Source organism: Gemmatimonadota bacterium (assembly GCA_040388625.1).
In the GTDB taxonomy this organism is placed as follows: Bacteria; Gemmatimonadota; Gemmatimonadetes; order Gemmatimonadales; family Gemmatimonadaceae; genus Fen-1247.
This window is the reverse complement of record JAZKBK010000006.1, coordinates 151950-172691: the sequence shown is the minus strand read 5'-3', so window position 1 is coordinate 172691 and position 20742 is coordinate 151950. Positions and strand designations below refer to the sequence as shown.

Genomic DNA, 20742 nt, shown 5'->3' with positions numbered 1-20742 from the left:
CCCCGCAGTGCACTGCGGGGCCATCGCCGTATCGGTCCGCTCGTTTCGCCTATCGCCGCCTCGGGCGGCGCGGGTCACGTGGCGGTCGCCTCTGCCTGTCTGGGCGGAATGCCGATTTTCCAGTTTGCCGGAAAACTCACTTGCCGTTTCGCCACAGTATCGCGACAGCAGACTTGAGTTGCCGGGTGTCTGTGGCCTTGTGACCGATTTTCCAGCTTGCAAGAAAATCGACTTAGCGTTTGCGACAGTACAGCGCAACGGATTAGCGGGCGCTGTCTCGGACGAACGACGCAATGGATGATCGGCGTCCGCGACGGGCGCCGCCCGGGGCTGCTGATTCGGTCATCACCGATGCGTCGCCGAGACGTTTCACACGCCCTTCACAACGATGTACTCGGGACGGCATGCGTTCGGACGGGTTGGAGTCGCACCGTGTAATTCGGATCCGCGAGTACGACGTGGGCTTCGGACCGCTTCTACGCTGCCGCCGGCCGATGCGACCTACACTGGCACGTTCGCCAGCGACGAAAAGTTGCGGTAGACCATCTCGGCTGCCTCGTCGGGGTCCGTGCCCCAGAGGCGCCCGAGCTCACTTATCACGCCGCGCACGTCAGCTGGGACCGCCGGTCCAGTGTGCACAGTTACAAATGGGCCGTCCGTCTCGGTGAGCACACGCTCGCGTGGCACTTCGCCGATCAAGGATCGGCCGCGCTCCGAACGCGCCATCGCGGGGTTTACGGAGATGTAGGCTCCATGGTTTAGCGCGCGGCGGAGCGCGCGCACGCTCCCCGAATACCAGTGCAGAATATAGGTGCCCCGGAACTGTGGTCCGAAGGCGTCCACGACGTCATCTGCGGCGCGGCGGCTATGCACGGTCACGACCTTCCCACCCGCGTTGTCGCACCGTTCGATGATCGTTGCGAGCACGCGACGCTGTGTGGAGCGTTCAGCTTCGACCATCGTCTGGTAGTCCAGCCCCACCTCGCCGACGTACCGTGTTTGCGGCAGTAGCGCATCGAACAGCGTCAGTTCCCTGTGCCGTTCGGCCGCGAGCTCTGGGTGGAGCCCCAGTGCCGGGCGCACGTACCGTGCAGCACCCACAATCTGACATAGCCTCGCGAACACCGAGGGAGTGTTCGTGACAGCTATCGTGAAAACGCGCTGCCGCTCGATTGCCGTAACGAGCGCACTCGGGTCCGGGTAGAGATCGACGTGGCAGTGCGTGTCGACGAGAGCGGAGACTGACGCTCGGTGACGAGGAACGGTAGAGGGCATGCTGCAGTTTACTGGATCCGCACCCCGAGCAGGTGAGCGACCTCATCCATCCCAGCGTCATAGACCCGCAGCAATGCCTGTAGATCGTCATCCGTGTCTACGTGGAGGGGGCCGCTCAAGTTGATGTCGAAAGGTCCAGCCGGTCGTCGCCTGGTCTCAAGCGCGTACACGAACGCTAGCGCATCGGCTGCCCGGCGCGGCTTGAGGTTTGGCAGTGCGGACGGCAGGTCGAAGCTGTAGCGGCCGTCGTCGACGCCAGCGCGCTGCGTCGAGGCGCGCCTGATGATGCACGGCACACACGTGCCGCAGTGCGGCTGCCGCTGTTCACTGGACAAGAATCTGCTTTGGTTTGGGTGCGCGCAGGAGTTGCTTGCGGCAACGAGCTCCTCCGCAATGCCCCGGTCGCGCTGGGCCCACGCGACTAACATCTCTCCCTTCGTGGTCGTCGCATACGGCGTTAAGATCGGGGTGCTCAGGCCCAGCATCCGCATTGCCTCGCGCAGCATTGCCAACGTGTGTGGATGCGTTGTTCGCGTGCTCCAACTCCCGAGGCGTGCCTTCGTGAGCGGCACGTTCAGCGAGATAAGTCCGTTCTCCGGCACGACGAGTGGCACCGGCGTGCCGCCGTGTGCTGCATCGAGCGCACTCGCTACGAGCAGGCCAAGCGCGAAAAAGATGATCGAGCGGCTCCGTGTCGTCGTGACGCTCTCTGTTTCGCCGCTGACCGCGGCCGGAGGGTTGAGGCGGAACCGGAATGGATGCACACGTTCAGAGGCGAAGTGGCGTCGGAGCACCGCAAGCACTGACTGCTGCGACGGGCTGGAAAAGGTCGCGCCGCCGCTCTTCGCGTTATGGCTTACAAACGCCACAGCGTGGCCATCCGCTAAGAGGTCAGCACCGCCAATGGCAGAGTCGAGGCCACCGGAGAGGAGACTTACGGTATCCGCCGTGATCGGCGTCGGGCGATTCTGCATGCGGCGCCGCCTCGGCGGCGGCGAGACACACCGCTCGCGGAATTTCAACTCCCAACGGTCGCCGGAGAGAAAGTCGAGCAGCTCACCCAGTGCTGCGGAAGCCCCTTCCCACCGGCGCCGGTCTGCGACCGGCAGATATAGCACGATGTGTCGCGACCAGCGGTCGAACGCTGTGCGGTGCGGGACTAGCAGATCAGCAGAGTACGCTGTGACGGCGAAACGGAAAAAGTCAACGGCCTCCTGGCTGGGAGCGATGCCTGCCTGTCGAAGTGGCTCCCAGACGGCTTCATTCACGCACCAACTGTCGTCGCCAGGCGCACCGTCCATCCGAAGGCCCACTAGCCTCGCGGCGCCAAACGCGTCGACCGAGAAATTGTCCCCGACGCCCGCGCGGAGGACGACGTGATATGTCGGAGCCGTCTGCGGGGTCATTCTTCCCTCCGATCACCATGTTGCAGCCCTGCCTGAACGACACCGTAAGACTCCTCGAAGAGGCGGTTGATTACCCGCTGTCCTACGCCAGCATCCCACTGCGCGGCAAATGCTGCCCCGTCCGGCCCGAAGAACGCAGTTGTGTCGATGTCAAGGCGGACCGCGTCCTCGATGTAGTGGCGCGCCGTGCGCTCGATATCCCGCATGCGGCCCACCACTCCCGCCTTGGCGTGAATGTGCGCCGTGAGCGCATTAATGACACGCGTGTAGATGTAGTTGATGACATAGCGGACGAGCGCATCGGCCATCATGGAAGGGGTCAGGTGCTCAAGTGCTTGGGCGCCTTCATTGGCGATGTCCAGTCGGTCGAATAGCTCCTGCAGCGTGTCGTCCATGGCGTCCCTTGCGACGGAATCCTCCGTCAGCGCTCCCGCAGGCGCCAACGCATCGGCCAGATGGAGTAGAAAAACATCCGCGCTGCGGTCTAGAAACTCACCGATGCCGAGCACACGCGCTGCGTCGACAATGCCGCGGGTCGCAACGCCAGAAAGGAAGCCGGCGAGCCCGGCCGCCGTCTTCTGTCCTGCGGGAGATGCCTGTGCCGCGCGGTGACTACCACCCATCGCGCCAACCGCGTTTCGTACACTTCTACGAACATTGTCCCGGCCGCGGGGCCCGCCGACCCGGCCGGAGCCAACCCCGCCAATCAGCAGGCGCACCGCTCGCCAGCTCGGAGGGTCGCCTGGTGAAACGTCTGGCACAGGCGGACGCTCAGCTCCAACGGCGCCGTCCGGCGCAGCAGCGCTTTCGCCGCCGGTCTCGTTGTCATCTGGACCAACGCCGTCGTCGCCATCTTCGGCGGCGGGTGCCCACGGGGGAAGGAGGGGGGGAGGCCCACCGGGGCCCGGATTAGAAGTGGAGGTTCCCAAGCTTTACCTGCGCGCGGGCTTCGCGGTCTGACCTTCCAGCTGCGTGAGTCGCGACTGCGCGGCGGCCTTGAGCCCAGCGTTCTTGGTCTGCTCTCGGAGCGTTCGCAGCGCGCGAAGCGCAGATTCGTGCACGTTGCCCAATGTCGCGAGCGACGCGACCAACAGCGCGGCTCCTGGAGGAAGAACCTCATATGGCATGCCTAGGATGGCTGCGATCACGTCCGGCGCGACGTCCGGGCGCTGTTTCGCCACCTCGACCATAGCGTGGAGCGGTGAGGTACGCGTCTGCAAGTCGACGCCGCTCGACCGCGCGCGTGCAGTGAGTTCGCCTAGGATGGCGGTGACCTCGGCAATGGGCAGACTCGCTGTTATGCCGGCTGCGGCGGCCTGCTCCGCCTCTGACTCCCCCAGGAGTTGCGCGAGCGCACGCGAACCGGCGACACTTAGTCGCTGCGCTAAACCGACAGGGAGTGCGTACCGCTCATTAGCGAAGTAGACGTACGGTCGAAGATCCCTATCGCCAAGCGGCGGATCGGCATGCACCCATGTGAGGAACCGGTCCGTGGCGCGCATGGCAGCCGCTTGGGCGGTGAAGGTGCTCGAAGCGACTGCTGCCGAATCCTGTGTGTCGACTGAGTCGTTCGCGTCGGCTCCTTCCGCACGCTCCTTGTGTTCGAGCGCAGCGAGCGCTACGGAACGTCCTTCATTCGCTGCAACGTCGAGCGCGAGGGCGCGGAAAAGCGTTGGCATGAAATACTCGAGGAGGAGCAACTTCGCCGCGGCTGGTCGGTCGAGCTCGACCCCGCGATCCGTTGCCATGTCCAAGCGAAGCACCAAGGCGTTGAGGAACCGTTTCGTCTGCCGAGGGTTTCCCTCCGCGCAGAGCGCGAGAACCGGCGCGATCTGTTCGGCAAGTAGGAAGTCAGTCTTCAACTCGTCGCTGACCACCTCGCCGAGAAGTTCCTCTGCGTTGCCCGCGTGGAACGAAATTGCGTCGTACGAAGCGGCCTTACGTACCCGATCACAGAGCGCCGCGAAGACCGCCGCGTCCTTCGTCCGTTCCTCGGCAAACAGCAGGTTGAGGTACCCCTGCAAATCACTTCGGGAGAGCGGAGGGACGCGAACGGGCACCTGAATGAGCTTCTCGAGATACCGAGTTCCGACCGCCGCGCGCGGGCGTTCGTCAGCACTCGCCGTGGGGGCTGCTTCCGGGTACCGGTACGCGACCGCCTCGCGGATCAAAGCTTCGTCAGCCGCAATCACGAACGCGGTCTTCGGCACAGCCAAAAAGAGTCGAATCGCCTCAAGCGTTTCCAAGACGGTTTGCGGCAGGCAGCGGTCTAGGTCGTCGACTATCACAACCAGTCGCTTCACGCCGAGCTGCCCAATGAGCCCACCGAACTCTTTGCGGAAATCACGCACCAACTCGTGCATGTTGCGCTGCTCGTGGGCCTCTGCATCCTCGCGCTCCTTGATCAGCTTCGCCAACGCATCCCCGTCAATGTTCTTCCCCGACTGACTGAGGGAATGGAGAAGCACCGCCGTCAACGCCGCCGCGGTTACTGGCCCCGGAGCGCCGAGCGCGAGCGTCCCTACAGCAATGCCTGCATTCGCGGTTACTGCCAGCGCCTGTTTCCCGAGCCGAAGCTTGTCGACGCGACTCCACGCACTGGTCACGGCACTCAAGACGGCATCCTTTACCTGCTTGAGCTTGCCTGAAGGCTTCTCCGCCTCGCCCTGGATCTGTTCCAGTATCGTCGATGCTAGGGCTGCCTTCGTGTCCTCGTAGCCTTCAAAACGCCAGCCGTTGAAGTACACGGCGAGAAGGTCAGGCTCGGTCGCGATTTCTTGCAGCAGCAACTGGATGACGCTCGACTTGCCGCTCCCCCAGTCGCCGTAAACGCCGACGGTGACGGGATCAAGACGATCATCCTTCACGACGCGAAGCACCGCCCCGACTAGGTGCTTCACATTCAGGAGATCAACAACCGCTTCATTGTCAGACCACACGCGTCATTCCCCGAATGCGTAGGTGAGGTGATTCAATCGTCCGCCGCTCGCCAGAGTGAGTTCGTGCGCGTGCACGCCTCTGTAATACCACTGGCGGGCTACGTTATCAAGCGCGACCTTGAGCCAGTGAGCTCGCTTGGCCGCTCCGCCCAGACGAACGACGCACGCCTTAGCGTTGCGGCTTACGCTTCTCCGCGTTATTCAGCTTGCTCGCACGCCGACGATTGGTCCTAGACTCGGACTGCCGCTCGACGACCTTCTGCGCGATCACGCCTGCCTTCTCACGTGCCCTCCGGATGTCTGCGACGTCTAGATCCAGACGCTGTTGTTCATCTTGGGTTGGTGGCCCGACTATACACAGCGGATTGACGTTGAAGTGTGCGGCAAAGAGGTATGCATCTCCTACGGTAATGGAGCGCTCCCCACGCTCGAGCTTCGAAAGCCAACTCTGCGTGCGTGCGACGCATCGTGCGAGCCTCTTGGCTCGACGCTGTCGACGCCCGTAGCCACATCGGGTCCGGGGTTCGACGCGTTGGGGCGGTAGCCTGCCGCGCAACCTGTTCCTTGCGCTGCGCCTCGTCGCGCACCGCGCGTATGCGACGGCCGACAAGTCGGTCCCAGGCGCGCTGATGATCTTTTGTTGCGAGCCATTCGAGGGCGGCCCGTTCGTTCGCTCTGTTCTCCGCCAAGACCGCTCCGATGCGAGACAGGCGGAGTTTTCATTCCGGAATGGCATATTCCAAATTGGAATAAGCATTCCACATAGTGACGGTGCACCCCTCGTGTTAGTGGAGGCGGACCTGGCTAGTGCGGCTGAGATCCTCGAGATCTCTGTCGAGCTGCGCCTGCTCCTCCTCGTTAGGCGGTCCCACGAGTGCGTGAGCGCCCACGTCGAGGAGGGCAGCAAGCAGGTACGCGTCACCGACAGTCAGCGACCGCTCGCCCCGTTCGATCTTGGAGCACCAGCTCTGCGTCCTCCCGAGGCGGGTACTGAGTGACTCCTGACTGAAATTCTCTGCGTGCCAACCCATACGTCGCGGCGAGGCCCGGTGTACGTCCGAGCGCTATCCGCCTTCCGGTGCAAGCGTAGCGAGGCGACGCGTCGCCCGATAAGCCGATCCCAAGCGTTTAGGTGGTCTCGTTCGTTGTACCATGCATCAGCCCGGGAGCCGGTCCGCCGTCCTTTCGCCACAGCCGCTCCTGAACGAGACGGTCGAAGCATCGGATGGCGGGGTCGTTATTCCGAAATGGCCTAGTTTCGGACTGGACCGCCCTGAGCCTGCGCGTGTTGCACCTGAAAACTGATTTACTGATTTGCCGGAAAACTCGCTTGCCTTCAGCATCGCTGACAGTGAATCCGACCGAAACGCCAACAGTCCCTCCGGTGCCCATTCGAGCGCGAGGTGCGCGTCAGCTGACTCGTCGATCTGCGCCCGGAGCTGCTCGATCCTAAGGACGGGGAGCCCCGGTACGGACGGGGCGCCGCGAGCACGCTCAGGGCATGCGCGCAAGATTCGGGCGTCGCTGTAAACTCCGGCGTGTCCACCGCCTCCGGCATGTAGAGCGGATGGGAGAAGGGACTCTGTGTCGTGAAGTCGCAGCCGGGCGAGTAAACGCGGACCGCGCCGTTGTAGACTCCGCACCGACTCGCATCGACCGTCGAGAGTCGCACGCCTCAAACGACTCGGTGAGCGTGAGCGATCCCTCGTTCGTCAGATGGACAACGACGGCCGTACCAACGAGACTCTTGGCGAGCCCAGCGGTGCGACGAGAGGTGCGCGCGTGGTTACCCTCCGACACGACGATGATCTGGACGGACCGCCCGTGCTGACGATCGCATCCAGGAGCGCGGCGACGTCGGCTGGCTGGGCGATGTGCTGCGGCAGGCGCGGAACATTCGGAGAGCTGCACCCGTGCAGGAGCACTTCGCAGAGTCGAGGCGCAACGACTGAAACGTCCTCGAATCGCGGCGCCCGCCCTTCGAACGCGCGTCGCGATACAGTGATTGTCACCTGCGTCCCGGCCGACGTCACGTGCTCGGCCGCAACCTCGACGTCCCATTGGAGACCCGCGTGATTGTCGGGGCGGGTCAGCATCAGCGCCCAAGCGCCGCAATCCGCCTGCTCTGCGTACGGGGAGAGCGTGAAATCGGAAATCACGAGTGCGCGAGCGGACGCCCCGACCTTCGGGTCCGCCCACTCCCCGTTCGCCGGCTCCCAAGGCAGGCCGATCACGTTCCTTGGTCCGACGGCCCGTGCGCGGGTTAGTTCATGGACCTCTTGGAAGCCGGGGCTCCGAGCCTGAACTGCGTTCGCCAAGCGGTCGTCATCCCATTCCTCTGCGGTGGTGCTTCACTCCGGCGCCCACGTGTGCGCCAGCCCGGGGGCACGCTCGACCCGCTAACGGGAACGGAGATCAGCGACACAGGCCGTGCAGCAAGCTGCAGGCCTGTGTCGCTGGCGCCAGTACGGTCGCGAAACGGCAGTCAGCTTTCCGGCAAATCAGTAAATCAGTTTTCAGGTGCAACACCTTTTGTCTTTTTGCTCACGCCGCGTGGCACGAGTCGATTGCGCATTTCTCTAAGGGTTAACGTGCCGGCTGGCGCGTAGAGCGGCAATGAAAAATCCAACGGCGAATCCAGCGAGCGCCCACTCCAGCGCGCCGACTGTCGCGAGGCATAGACCCGGCGCGCATCGAAGCGCCACTGGTGGAAGAGCTATGAGTGTGAAGCCCGCTATACCGAGGGTTACAGGCGCGAGGAGACCTGAGATCGCGCCGCATAGCGCGCCGCACGCGGCGCCTCGCCTCGCAACGCGCCAAGCAGGTCTGCGTTTCGAGGGGCGTAGCGCGACGGGGCTCGCCCCACGACGAATTGCAACATTCTTGCCTGTGTTCGATCGGTCCGCCATTCGCATCTCCAATCCGAGCTCCTGCTTTCAATCTACCGAATTACGGTACTTCAAGCGCGAGTTATACCCGACGAGATGAGGCTGCCGGTATCAGCCAGCACCTCCGAGCGATCAACTTACGACGGTGCAGGGCTCACAACTTGGCGAGATTGCGCGAGGGTCAGGAACCAGCGACCATCGAGTACGGATGACGCCTACTAGCCATGCACGCTTGAGGCGCTACATTCTGCCTGACGAGCAACACGTTGCGACCCTCACGCAGTGAGAGGCTCATGCACCACGGCGACGGCGATTCAAGCGAAATCGGTTATGCCAACCGACCGTAGGCTGGCGAATCCTGCGCCGAGCGTCGCTGGAAGCAAATGGTGGTCGATCGTCTTCCTAGCGGTCGGCGGTTGCGCGCCACATCCCACTACTACGCCGACACCGGCAGCGATAAGCGTCCAATCGCTACTCCCGGCCGCGCGAGACAGCGGCGTCACCGCAGAACTGATCGAAATGTCGCGGGAGTTTTTGGGCGTCGGTCTTGTAATCTACGGCCAGGCCACTGGCAGTCTGGGGGTTCTCCGGGGAGACACTCTCGTCTATCAGCTCCCTGCCAGTGGAATCCTACGGGTCCAACCCCCTGAACCTTGGGGCTACACCGCGACGTTCATACGTGTGGTTGGCGACCGGGCTCCATTGCCTGTTCGGGCGGAGTGTAACAGTGGCACCAATACGACCCGACTGCTTAGTGGTCCAACTTCGGCATGTTGGCTACCACGCGTATTGCTAAATGTTCCGAATACTCCAGCGTACATCAGCTTTTACGTCGGTCCGTCAGGCATTCTCGCCACTTGTTCACGATACGGAATTGGCGTAGTCGAACACGTCATGTTCGGAAGTCCTATCGATACCGATAATGAGCTCGCCAAGCAGTGCGCCATAGTTCGATAGGGAGAACCCAAAGGCACGATCTACTTCAACCCGGGGGAATCAAACGCGCGCTTGACGTCGAGACCACTAACTACCTACTAACACGGAGTGGGCTCAATGCGGTCGCCACCTTTCGAATGCGTCAAGCGAATTTCCTTTTTCGCTTCAGTTTCCGCCGTCTTCATGCTCGCCGGGTGTAGTGATGTGTCAAGAATAGCAGCGCCGTTGTTGCAGACAGCTACGAACCCTACAGCGTCATTTGTTCGCCTCAGTCCGCAAGTCGCGACCACCGGCTGCGCATTTTCATACATTGAAGCAAGCGGACGGAAAGTGGTCGGTATGATCGCGCGGAAGGAGTTCGGACGATCGCTTCCGCTCATCGACTCTGTTCGAGTCCGTCCCGGTGGTGGGCCGCATCTGCAGGTCTTTAACTACGCGGTTACTAGGCAGCGCGGCACGCGAAACCAATCGGTAAACATGAGCTGTTTGGTTCCCACTTCTGTTGGTACCGCGCGCACGGCGCTTAGCGTAGGCCGTGTAATTCAGGAATGGACCGACGATGCCTTCTGGCACGTCATTGCATCCGCTTCCGCTCAGGGGGCATCAAACACTCCTCCTACGATTGTTACGTCGCGCGACGTGCTGATGTCGGCAGCTGGGCTAGTTCCGCGCGTTGCAGCAACTTCAACTATCATGGCTGGCATGTCCGTGCGGTCGACGCTCCTTAAGCCAAACAGTCCGAACGCGTGGTGGTCTGACCCACTATCGTACCCTGTTGACACAGTTAGTCACATGTACGAAATGCCGGTCATTCCGATAACGGCGCCAGCTGATCCCACCCAACCAGTGGTCGTCGATTTAACGAATCTCTACATGTCTTGGGTACCTCGGAACTACAGCATTAGCTTCCTCCAGCTTCCGCCCGAACTCAAGCTATACTGGGATAATTGTAACCGGTCTGCCGATGCATTTAATGCGACCTTGGAAGCATTAGCGGCGGAGGAGCAGGACGCCGTGGATGCAACCAATGCCGCCGCCGCCGTGCAAGATATTACGTGCGAGCGAGATCTCTCGGCCAACGGGATAACCAGCACGCAAACTTTGTGTTTCGACTTCTTCATTGCATCGCCCACCGTCTTCTTTCTCGGCTCCGGTGACGACAGATCGTTTGATAGCAATGCGCCCGTGACGGCGTCACGCGTACAACTCTATATTGACCCATCTCTAAGCGACGGCGATCCACATAAGTACAAGGTATTTATCAACTCTTCGATGGTCCTAGTTCCCAACGTACCATCTGGCGAGCCATGGATCGTGGGTTCGGCCGTTGTGTATTCGCCATTTCCGCATCTTCCTAGTGATGTACAGACGCATACCGATTTGAACACTGGGGAGATGACTGTGAGTGCGACGTTCTATAATGGCGCTTGTGCACATATATACAACCCACGCGAGAACTGCCCGTCAATAGACGCAAAATTCACGGTTGGGAAAGGATCGGATGGGCGTTACCAATTGGTCAGCTCCCATACCGATCAATATCCCAGTATTCAACTGAATGAGCGTATTAGCGGCCAGTGGAACGAATTTTATCGGCAGCACGAGCATCCGGGATTCTTCGGGCCGCTCTACTTGATCGAGGATTTTGCTGCTAAGAAGCAAGCTATCATCGAGTCACTGCGACTCCCACCGGGCTGCAACATAGATTGAAACCTAGCGATTACTTCCGACCCGCTACGCTGGTTTTGGTCGGAGCGTGGTTGGCCGACGGAGGTATGATTGGGTGGAAACGCAACCGTCGGTGGTACACTATCGACAGAAGCGGTACGTGTCGGCGTTGGTGCACTGACATATCGGCATGCGCCGTTCTGAACGGCGCATGCCGATGCTCTGACCGGTCGGTAGCCGTTCCAATCGTGCGGCAAGGCACCCGTTGCCAGCTAGTGGGTTCAGCGAGCGCACTCACTCTGCTCGCCGCGTTCGTACCTTGTCCACACATTGACTTACAGCTGCTCGAGACGGTTCGATGGCGCGGTCGGATTTGGCTGGAGAACCTGCGTCGGACTGTTCCTGCGGCTATTGCGTACTACCACGCGCTCAGAATCCCGGCGGTCGCTCCCCCACAACTCCGAGCGACCGCTCCAGCGCCAGTCCCGCGCGCGCAATGGTCCCTTCATCGAACAACCGCCCGATGAGCGTGACTCCGTGCGGCACGCGACGCGGCGGCGAGAATTTCGGAAGCGGATGTGCTGGATCGGGAGCCCAGTCGCTGCGTGCCTCGGACACGTGCACGAAGCCGGTGCGTAATGTGAGCGACGGGTGCCCCGTGTTGTTGGATATCACGAGCATCTCGTCGCGCAGCGACGGAACCAGCAACAGATCGACTTGCGACATGACTCGCGCCATCTCGGCCGCGACCTTGCGCCGCAATCTGTCTGCCTGAACGAAATCGACCGCGGACAGGAAGCGCGCCTCTCGAAATTGATTCGGCCACGCGTCCGGCACCTGCGCTTTGAGCTCGTCGTCGCGGTTGCTCAACGTGAGCTCCTCGAACGCGGCAGCCGCTTCGGCGAACAACATCAGGTTCAGTGAATCGTACGGCCAGTCGGGAAGCGTGACCGGCGTCGGCACCATGCCGAGCTTTCCGATCGCGTCCAGCGTTGCGCGATCGACGTCGGTCGCGGGTGCTTCCTTCATCCACGCAGGGAAGTATCCCACGCGCAGCCCCTTCACCGACGCGCCGGCATCGAAGTCGAGATGACTTGGCATGCTCGCTACGTCGCCCGAGTCGGGGCCCGTGATCGCATCGAGTACCAGCATCGCATCTTCCACGCTTCGTGTCATCGGACCAAGCTTGTCGAGCGACCAGCAGAGCGTCATTGCCCCGGTGCGTGGTACGCGACCGTACGTCGGCCGCAATCCAGTGATGCCGCAACGCATGCTCGGACTTATGATGCTCCCGCCGGTCTCGCTTCCAACGGAGAAGCCAACGAGGCCAGCCGACGTCGCCGCACCCGGTCCGGCGCTCGATCCGGAGGAGCCTTCTTCCGGCAGCCACGGGTTCATCGTCTGACCGCCGAACCAGATGTCGTTGAGAGCCAGCGCGCCCATGCTCAACTTTGCCACGAGCACTCCGCCCGCCTTGCGCAGCCGCGCGACAACCGCTGAATCGGCGCTCGGTACGCGATTCCGAAACGGCTCGGCGCCATACGTGGTCGCGATCCCTGCGGTATCGAGCAGATCCTTCACGCCATACGGAATCCCGTGCAGCGGTCCGCGGTACTTGCCAGCTGCTATTTCAGCGTCCGCCTGTTTCGCCTGGGCAAGCGCGGTATCCCGCGTCAACGTTATCACGCACCGTAGTTGTGGATCGAAGCGCGTGAGTCTGTCGAGATAGATACGCGTTAGCCGATCGGAGGTAAGCTTGCGCGTCTCCACCCAGCGAGACAGTTGCGTCACGGGCGCGAACGCGATGTCTTCGTCGCTCGCCGGCAACGGGCCAGGATCTGCGCTGCTGCGCACGAACCTGTCCCGAGCGGGCCCGGTCGATTGCTCTCCTATGTCCGGATTCCAAACGGTGGCAGGCGCGAGCGTAGGCTCCAACTGTACCTTCCGCGGTCCGACTCGTCGCTCGACCAGAGCGGCCATCGACGTGCGCCAACTCTTCGCCGCCATCTGCCGCTTGACGTCGGTCATCTGCACCTGGACCAACTTCTCCGCCTCGGCGAAGGTGGCCGGTGTCACCTCGGGTCCAACGGGGGGTGCAGTGTTGAACGCCGGCGGCGCTCCCGGCGTGGCGGCAGCGGGATGTCCACCTGCTGCCTGTTCGTCGCTACGACAGGCGACGAGTGCGCCGAGGATACCAATTGGAGCCTGAATCAGGAACTGGCGACGGGAATTCACGAGAGACGGGTTGTAGTGGGCTGTTGGAAAGGGCTCGAGTCGCAATGCGCGGCAGGCGGCTCGCCGCATTAATTAGCCTCTCGATGTCCGTCTGCGCTAGACGCGCGCACGGTGAGCGGTCGCGTACCAACGGATTACGGCGCGTCGAGCGCGGTGGCGCGCAATGCTGTCCCTGGAAAGCCGGGATGTGAAAAAGGCCAGCAACATATGTCGCTGGCCTTCTTCACATCAATGCACCGTGGAAGTGCGATGGTGGGTCACACCTTGCGGCGACGACGGATGAGAGGAACGATACCAATCAGTCCCGTGCCCATCAGCGCGAGCGAGCTCGGCTCAGGTACTGTCGAAGCTGGCACACGCGTGAAGCCGTGTCCCGTTACAGCTACCGTGGTGCCGGTCCCGCCGTTTGTCTGATCGTTGAGGGAGGCGTCATCGACCGCGAAGCTCAGCGTAGTGCCGTCGGCGAATGTGTAGTCATGTGCCGTGTTGTTGAAATCTATGAAGACGTTGCCACTCGTGGCGTTCGACAGATTTCCAGTTAACATCGCCGTGTACACGTTGTTGCCGACGACGCCCGTTGGGTTGGTGAAGTTCATGAAGAGAGCGAAATTCTGACCCGTATAATTGTTGTTGCCGTCCACCAGCTTGAAGGATCCGAGATTGTTCACGTTGGGCGTACCCGGCGCGGCTCCAATGGATACGAGGCCATCTGCGGGGTTGCTGGTCACGTTGAACGTCGAGCCCGTGTACGTGAGATTACCCGTGTTCGCCAGCAGGCCGGAGCAGTTTGTCGGCGCGGTTGCGGTCGTGTAGAAGCAACCAAATGTGCTGCCGGTGAACGTTACCTGCGCTCCTGCTGTGCTTCCCGCTATCAGGATTGCGCCGCCAGCCAGTGCTACCGCGCTGACTCCTCTCCAAAGTTGCTTCATGATGTGCTTCTCCGTGCTGAAGTGTTGCGCCAGACGCGTGTCCCTGGAAAATGCGAATCGCGGTGCATTCGAACCGCGCCGACCATATCTGACGATGCGCTCAGGGAAGGCAGAGATCGTGCCGAACGGCTAGTCCGCTCCCGAATGCAGCGTCGAAACTGAACACAACCTGACGCATCATTGCGTTACGGTGATCGTCGCGACTGTCACAGTATTGTTCTCGCTCTTGTAACTGATGGTCCCGGTGCCCGGCGCAACGCCAGTAATCGTGCCACCAGACGCCGTAATGATCGACGGACTGTTATTGAACTCGACGATCGCTCGACCACCGTTGAGAGCGTGCCCCTGGGCATCCAGAAGGGTGACTAGTAATGTTTCGGATGCGCCGACCTTTATGGTGCTTGCAAGGGGGGTAACTGCGATAGTGTCGACAACGGGGCGAGTCACAGTGACCGAAACTTGCCCGCTCTGACCACCGCTGCTAGCCATTATTGATGCAGTGCCCGGCGCTACGGCAGAGACTGCGCCCGTGCTGCTCACCGTCGCCACGGCGGGTGCACTCGATGACCACGTGATGGTCCGCCCCGAGAGTACGGTACCGCTCGCGTCTTTCACCGTCGGGGCGATCACAACTGTGCCAAGCGTTGCGCTATCAACAACGCCAACCAAAAGATTCGCCGTGGTTGGACTTACTGCTACCGACGCCACTGGGGCTGGATTTCCGCCACCGCCGTTTCCGGGACCGGGCCCGGTCATATCGCTGCTGCCTCCACATGCGACGGCAAGGACAAGGAGCGCGACCCACGCACGTTTCGTCAGTGCGCGCGGATCAGGGCGAAATGGTGCATCAGATGCTTGCATTGTGTAATCCGTGTGAGACATGAAATCGGTGGCACCCTCGTACCGCCATACTCATCGCAAGACGGCCCGAGCGCGTCTCCTCGCGCCTGATCGCTTGCGGTGCTCACACTGGATTGGCAAAAATCGGCCCATCGCGGCCGGGCAGCTTCCCGCGCGCGGACTTTCCGTCGCGCTTTCCCCTTGGCAGGGCGGGGCCCCGAGTTGGCGTGGACAGGCTCATATGCCCGCCCACGCCAACGCTCGCAGACTTACTTCGTGTCCAGCTTTCGCCCCGCGTCGAGATGATCAAAATTCAGGATTGCGTTGAACACGAGCGGATAGGCGCCAATCGTCTCTCCACGATAGATCGGGTTGTTCGCAAACAGGACTACATGTCCCTTCTGCATCGGGACATCCACGACGACCGGTCGTTGCGCAACATCGCTTCCGCCATCGAGCAGGCCCGAGACCAGCAGATTGCGCTGATCGGTGAATCGCAGCGCAACACGCGGGCGCTGGTTCGGTGGGATGATCGACAACGGATTGCGCAGTTGTTCATCAGTGATCGGTGCCGCCTGCCACGGTTCGACGGTCACGCGAGGTGGCGCCATGTTGCGCGGGGCGAGTTGAGGTCGACCCTGGGGAACGTCGGGATCGTCGGTTGTACCGCGGCCCGTTGCTCGCACCGCCTCGCCGCCACCGAACCGACTCCCGCGCCCACCGCCGCGGGTGTTGCTGACGCTGAAGCTTTCGCCGTCTTCGCTGTAAACAGCGAGGCTGTCCGACACGCCATACACGAGTGGACTGGCGTCGTCCACTATGCGAGTGCGCAGCAGACTTCCGACGACTTTGCCACGCCCTGCCTGGTTCGAGCTGACGCCGCTCGCTAGCCCGTACTGGATCGCGAAGTCGGCAGTGCTCGATACAGTGACCAGCACACCGCCGCGTGCCACGAAGCCTTCGAGATTCTGAACTCCCTGGAGCCCCAGTCCGGGGCGGATGTCGTCGGTCTGGTCCAGCTTCCCGATGTTCGGCGTGAGCGTCGTCGTCTTCCATGGCATCGGGTTGCGCCACATCGGCATTCCCTGCACGATGGACTGAGCGTTCCCCGAGGGTGGAAAGAGAATCACGTCGTACTTCGCGTTCAGATTCGGATTCTTTGCGACATCCTGAACGCTGATGTAGCTGTACGGGATGTGCGCAACATCGAATGCCTGGCGCCACCAGCCTTCCGTTTGCGTGCTCGACCACGTATGCAGGATCGCGACACGCGCGGCGCGTGCCGGATGCATTGCAACCGATGGCGCCGACGGAATCGCATACACCGAAACACCGAGCTCACGCGCCGCCCTGTCGAGATCGCCCGCCGAGACGTTGCGAATCACGTACGAGCCGCGAGCGAACGACCTGCCTGCCGCCTGGAATGGCTCTTCAGCAGCCTGAAAATCGGCTGCACGCAAACGATAACGCAGTGTCGTGAGCGCATTGTCGCCGTTGTTGTTGATCGCGAACACGGTTCCAGTCCCCGTAACGCCACCAGGGGCCTTGATCGTGTCCGTGACGCGCTCCATCGGGACAGTCAGTACCTGTGGATCGACGACGCGCACCGCCCGCACGTCGAAATTCTCTGGAAAGGTCCAGCCGGTGTCGTCGTACGGGGTCTTCTGCGGATCGTTCGGGCTCCAGAACTGATAATCGAGAAGCGCGTCGGCAATCCGTGAATACGGCTGGTCCATTCGGACGATGTAGCTTCCGGCCGGAAACTGACGCGTTTCCGTCGGTGTAACGCTCGGAGTCGTAGTCGATGCGGCGCTGTCCGCAGCGCCGTTGCGCCGTGCGCGCGTATTGTGAGCTCGCACCTGCGCGGTGAACGGCGCAGTCGCGCGCGAGATCTCGACGTGCTGCAGCTGGAGTATCCGCAACAGCTGGGCCTGCGCGCCCGGGCGCGGATCGGCCGCGGAAAATATGTAGGCCGCGGGTCCTTCCGTGTGCGCCTTGAGAATCGAGCGCTTGCTCTTCTGGTAGAAGTTCTCGAGCAGTTGATGGCGATTGTTCGCGAAGTAGCTCAACGACACGAGCAATCCCGTTTCCTCGTAATTGTTGTTGTCGCGGAGCGACCACATCACACGGGGAAGTGGTGGATTCTGGCGGTACCAGGTGCGCGAGGTCTCGCTGGGCGGAAGCGTGCGTTCCAGTGTCTCGGCCGTGCCGCCGTTGCCAAAGGTTTCGTACAACCGGCTTATACCGTTGTGCGTCGCGGCCATGAACATGAGGTAGCCCGGCGACCATGTGTCGAAATTTCCGTGCGCGAACACGCCCGGCATCCCCATGCGTGTCATCTCCTGCACGTTGTTCCAGCCGATCATCTGCCATTCGTTCGTCAGCAACGGATCCAGCCAGGCGTTGTACGGTCCATCTCCTACGGTATTGTCGTACAGATACGAGCCCGACTCGTGCAGGTCATGCAGAACCATCGCACGCCAGTCGATGTACGTGTTCAGCACGTTCTGCGACAGCTTCAGCGTGAGACCCATCGCATCACGATTATTGTCGTGAGCGACGTAATGACCCCAGTAGATCAGATTCGAATACGTGTCGTCCGGGTGAGCCATGTGCCACCGGAATAGATCGACCATGCGATCGCGCCCGTCAACTTCAACGATCGGAGTGATGAGCGTTATGACGTTGTTCCGGATGTTGCGAATGTACGGGCTCTCATCGACCGCGAGCCGGTAAGCGAGCTCCATCAGCGCGGTAGGCGCGCCGGACTCGGTAGAGTGGATCGTCCCGGTGATGTAATAGATCGGCGTGACTCCACCGATGATCTGCTCGGCCTGTGCGTCGTCCATGTTGATCGTCCGCGGATCGGCCAGCTTGGAGAGCTTCGCCTTGTTGTCGTCGAGCCTGGTCAGCAGCGACTCGGACGCGACCGCCACGGCGATCATCTCTCGCCCCTCTTCCGTAGTGCCGATCGAGTACACTCTGACGCGCGGACTCGCCTTGGCGAGCATGCGCATGTAGGCGTAAACGTCCTTGGAATAAGGGAGGTTGTTGCGCGCCCCCGCAATGTCACCGAGCACCGCTTTCGGTGTCGGAACCGTTGCCGACGCCGGCAGATAGTCGACCAGCGGCGACAGGAAGAAGGACTCGGTGGTGTACTCGTGAATCTTGTTCGTGTACGCTGTGTCGATCGGCTGGCTCGGATCGCGCCCTGGTGCCGCGGTCGATATTTCGACGCTGCGGGCCTGGGGCGCCTGTGCGCTCGTGGCGACTGGCGCGCCGATCAATGGAAGGAGCAGCGCGATGGTGAGTGAGCGACGATCCATGAATATTCTCATCGAGGGGGCTGTGGAAATGGCGGGGGAACGACGGTGGCAAAACAGAATCGGTCATCCGGACGTACAGAATGCAGATTATATCGGCGATACGGAAGCACCGCCGCACACTTACCCATGGAAAAATCTGAATGGTCATCGATTGGCTAGCCCGCCGCGTTACGCTTCCACGCCTGCTCGGTCTCGCGACCGCCGCGGCGATATCGATCGGGTCGCCCGTTCAAGCGCAGGATCGCCTGAGAGCGATGCCGGAGTACGCGCGGTATCAGAAACTCAGCGAAGAGATATTCAGCTCGGTCACGAGCGCGGCCATCCGGCCGGTATGGCTGGATGGTGGAAAGGCATTCGAATACGAGTTTGCTGGCCAGCGGTATCACTATGACGTTGCCAAACGCACCGCAACTGTTTCCGGCGCCGTCGATGCGGCTGCCGACCTTGCAGCCCGGCGCGCACGGTTCGCCGGTGGCCCGGAGCGGGGACGCCAATTCGAGTCTGCACTATCCCCGGACGGCAAGCTCAAGGCGTTCTTCCGCGACCGCAACATGTGGCTGAGTGACGCCAGCGGAGCCGGCGAGATTGCGCTCACCACTGACGGGAGCGTCCCCAATCGCATCAAGAACGGCACAGCTTCGTGGGTGTACGGCGAGGAGCTGGATCAGCGCACCGCCATGTGGTGGTCGCCGGACGGCTCGAAGATCGCCTATTACCGCTTCGACGAGAGCAAGGTCCCCGATTACTACATTGGTATGAATCAGACCGGGCTGCACACGACAGTCGACGTCGAGGCCTTCCCGCAACCCGGTGTCCCCAATCCGATCGTCGATTTGTTCGTGTACGACGTCGCGAAAAAGATGACGACTCGCATCGACGTGCGGGATGGCAAGCCGTTCGATAATGCCGTCGTTGGCCATTACGTGTACCATGTGGGCTGGAGCCCGGACGGACGCGAGATCACCTTCAATCGCACGAACCGCCGCCAGAACATCCTCGAGTTCACGGCATGCGGTCCCGACAGCGGAAAATGCCGAGTGGTGGTGCGTGATGCGTGGCCCGCAAGCTGGGTCGCGAACAATCCGGAGATGACGTATCTCGCCGATGGCAAGCGCTTCATCTGGGAATCGGAGCGTAACGGTTTCCGCAATTATTATCTGTACGATCTCACGGGGAAGTTGGTCTCAACTCTCACCAGCAACCAGTTCGACGCAGGAGAGATCGCGCGCGTCGACGAGAAAGCAGGTGTCGTCTACTACACCGCTCACGATGGTGACAACGCGATGAAGATGCAGTTGCGTCGCGTCGATCTGAACGGCCGCAACGACCGTCGCCTCACGGATCCTGCCTTCAATCATACGATAAGCTTCGCACCCGACGGCAAATACTTCGTCGACGTCGCGCAGACTCACGATCGGCCACCGATGGCACAGCTCGTCACTGCCGGCGGAAAGGTCGCTGCGGAGATCGCCCGGAGCGACATGACGAAGTTCGAGCAGCTCGGTCTCAAGCGCGTGGAAATGTTCAGCTACAAGGCGGGTGACGGAACGACAATGCTGCACGGAATGCTGCACTTTCCTTCCAACTTCGATCCGACCAGGAAGTACCCGCTCCTCGTCAGCGTCTATGGAGGCCCCAATACCAACGGTGCAACCGAGAACTTCACCCTCCCGAATCGACTCACCGAGCTCGGATTTCTTGTAGCCACCCTCGACTCACGAAGTGCCGACGGCCGCGGCAAGCATTTCCTCGACGCCATCTACGAAAAGCTCGGCATCGTCGAGATCGACGATCAGGCCGCAGGTGTGCGCGCACTCGACGCACGCCCATACGTCGACCGCGATCGGGTTGGGATTTACGGTACGTCGTATGGCGGATACGCGTCGCTCATGTCGTTGCTTCGCTACCCCGATCTCTTCGCCGCTGCATGCAGCATGTCGCCGCCGACGGACTGGCGCAACTACGACACCATCTACACCGAACGGTACATGTGGATTCCGGAGGAAAACGCCGCGGGCTACGATGCGGCCAGCGCGATGACCTACGCGTCCCAGCTCAAGGGCCGGCTGATGCTCTACTACGGAACCGCCGACAACAATGTCCACAACTCGAACACCATGCAGATGGTCTCGGCTCTCCAGAAAGCAGGCAAGAGCTTCGACGTGCAGGTCGGGCCGGACCAGGGTCACTCCGCGCTCAATACGGAGCGGATGATGGAATTCTTCATCGATAATTTGCCGGCCAGAACAAACGTATCTGTCGCCAGCCACTAGCCCAATTCGCGGTCGCCGTTTTTCTTC

12 protein-coding genes are annotated in these 20742 nt (G+C 61.6%); 2 read left to right on the top strand and 10 right to left on the bottom strand.

Annotated elements, in window-relative coordinates; genetic code table 11:
- Positions 1–501 precede the first annotated feature (501 nt).
- The 6 genes from qatD to V4529_14295 form a co-directional block, all read right to left on the bottom strand.
- On the bottom strand, positions 502–1275 hold the full coding sequence (qatD, locus tag V4529_14320; protein MES2359505.1) for a Qat anti-phage system TatD family nuclease QatD: 774 nt from the start codon (positions 1273–1275) through the stop codon (positions 502–504).
- A gap of 8 nt (positions 1276–1283) precedes the next feature.
- Entirely contained in the window at positions 1284–2681 is a 1398-nt protein-coding gene (gene qatC, locus V4529_14315; GenBank protein ID MES2359504.1) for a Qat anti-phage system QueC-like protein QatC, read from the bottom strand.
- Complete coding sequence (qatB, locus tag V4529_14310; GenBank protein ID MES2359503.1) at positions 2678–3304, bottom strand: Qat anti-phage system associated protein QatB; 627 nt, start codon at positions 3302–3304, stop codon at positions 2678–2680. The genes qatC and qatB overlap by 4 nt, the downstream gene beginning before the upstream one ends.
- Before the next feature lie 309 nt (positions 3305–3613).
- Positions 3614–5620, bottom strand: coding sequence for a P-loop NTPase fold protein (locus V4529_14305; GenBank protein ID MES2359502.1), 2007 nt, complete (start codon positions 5618–5620; stop codon positions 3614–3616).
- A 785-nt stretch (positions 5621–6405) separates the two neighbouring features.
- The gene (locus V4529_14300; protein ID MES2359501.1) at positions 6406–6651 is read right to left on the bottom strand and encodes a helix-turn-helix transcriptional regulator; all 246 of its coding nucleotides are present in this window, start codon (positions 6649–6651) and stop codon (positions 6406–6408) included.
- Between the two features lie 681 nt (positions 6652–7332).
- Positions 7333–7854 (bottom strand): hypothetical protein, encoded by a 522-nt coding sequence (locus V4529_14295; GenBank protein MES2359500.1) that lies wholly within the window; start codon positions 7852–7854, stop codon positions 7333–7335.
- A 2382-nt stretch (positions 7855–10236) separates the two neighbouring features.
- Here V4529_14295 and V4529_14290 point away from each other — a divergent pair.
- The gene (locus V4529_14290) at positions 10237–11154 is read left to right on the top strand and encodes a hypothetical protein (protein ID MES2359499.1); all 918 of its coding nucleotides are present in this window, start codon (positions 10237–10239) and stop codon (positions 11152–11154) included.
- A gap of 387 nt (positions 11155–11541) precedes the next feature.
- Here V4529_14290 and V4529_14285 read toward each other — a convergent pair whose 3' ends face one another.
- The 4 genes from V4529_14285 to V4529_14270 all read right to left on the bottom strand — a co-directional run bounded on the left by V4529_14285 (position 11542) and on the right by V4529_14270 (position 18442).
- Positions 11542–13416, bottom strand: coding sequence for an amidase (locus V4529_14285; GenBank protein ID MES2359498.1), 1875 nt, complete (start codon positions 13414–13416; stop codon positions 11542–11544).
- A 188-nt stretch (positions 13417–13604) separates the two neighbouring features.
- The gene (locus V4529_14280) at positions 13605–14276 is read right to left on the bottom strand and encodes a PEP-CTERM sorting domain-containing protein (protein MES2359497.1); all 672 of its coding nucleotides are present in this window, start codon (positions 14274–14276) and stop codon (positions 13605–13607) included.
- A gap of 177 nt (positions 14277–14453) precedes the next feature.
- Positions 14454–15137, bottom strand: a complete 684-nt coding sequence (locus V4529_14275) for an Ig-like domain-containing protein (protein MES2359496.1) — start codon at positions 15135–15137, stop codon at positions 14454–14456.
- Positions 15138–15385: 248 nt separating this feature from the next.
- Positions 15386–18442, bottom strand: coding sequence for a M14 family zinc carboxypeptidase (locus V4529_14270; protein ID MES2359495.1), 3057 nt, complete (start codon positions 18440–18442; stop codon positions 15386–15388).
- A 140-nt stretch (positions 18443–18582) separates the two neighbouring features.
- Between V4529_14270 and V4529_14265 the strand changes: the two genes are divergently transcribed.
- Positions 18583–20715 (top strand): DPP IV N-terminal domain-containing protein, encoded by a 2133-nt coding sequence (locus V4529_14265; protein ID MES2359494.1) that lies wholly within the window; start codon positions 18583–18585, stop codon positions 20713–20715.
- Positions 20716–20742 lie beyond the last annotated feature (27 nt).

Bases quoted from the DNA above. Each gene is read 5' to 3' on its own strand.
- qatD (MES2359505.1), bottom strand. From the start codon at position 1,275: ATGCCCTCTACCGTTCCTCGTCACCGAGCGTCAGTCTCCGCTCTCGTC.
- qatC (MES2359504.1), bottom strand. From the start codon at position 2,681: ATGACCCCGCAGACGGCTCCGACATATCACGTCGTCCTCCGCGCGGGC.
- qatB (MES2359503.1), bottom strand. From the start codon at position 3,304: ATGGGTGGTAGTCACCGCGCGGCACAGGCATCTCCCGCAGGACAGAAG.
- V4529_14300 (MES2359501.1), bottom strand. From the start codon at position 6,651: ATGGGTTGGCACGCAGAGAATTTCAGTCAGGAGTCACTCAGTACCCGC.
- V4529_14290 (MES2359499.1), top strand. From the start codon at position 10,237: ATGTACGAAATGCCGGTCATTCCGATAACGGCGCCAGCTGATCCCACC.
- V4529_14285 (MES2359498.1), bottom strand. From the start codon at position 13,416: ATGCGGCGAGCCGCCTGCCGCGCATTGCGACTCGAGCCCTTTCCAACA.
- V4529_14280 (MES2359497.1), bottom strand. From the start codon at position 14,276: ATGAAGCAACTTTGGAGAGGAGTCAGCGCGGTAGCACTGGCTGGCGGC.
- V4529_14275 (MES2359496.1), bottom strand. From the start codon at position 15,137: ATGCAAGCATCTGATGCACCATTTCGCCCTGATCCGCGCGCACTGACG.
- V4529_14270 (MES2359495.1), bottom strand. From the start codon at position 18,442: ATGGATCGTCGCTCACTCACCATCGCGCTGCTCCTTCCATTGATCGGC.
- V4529_14265 (MES2359494.1), top strand. From the start codon at position 18,583: ATGGTCATCGATTGGCTAGCCCGCCGCGTTACGCTTCCACGCCTGCTC.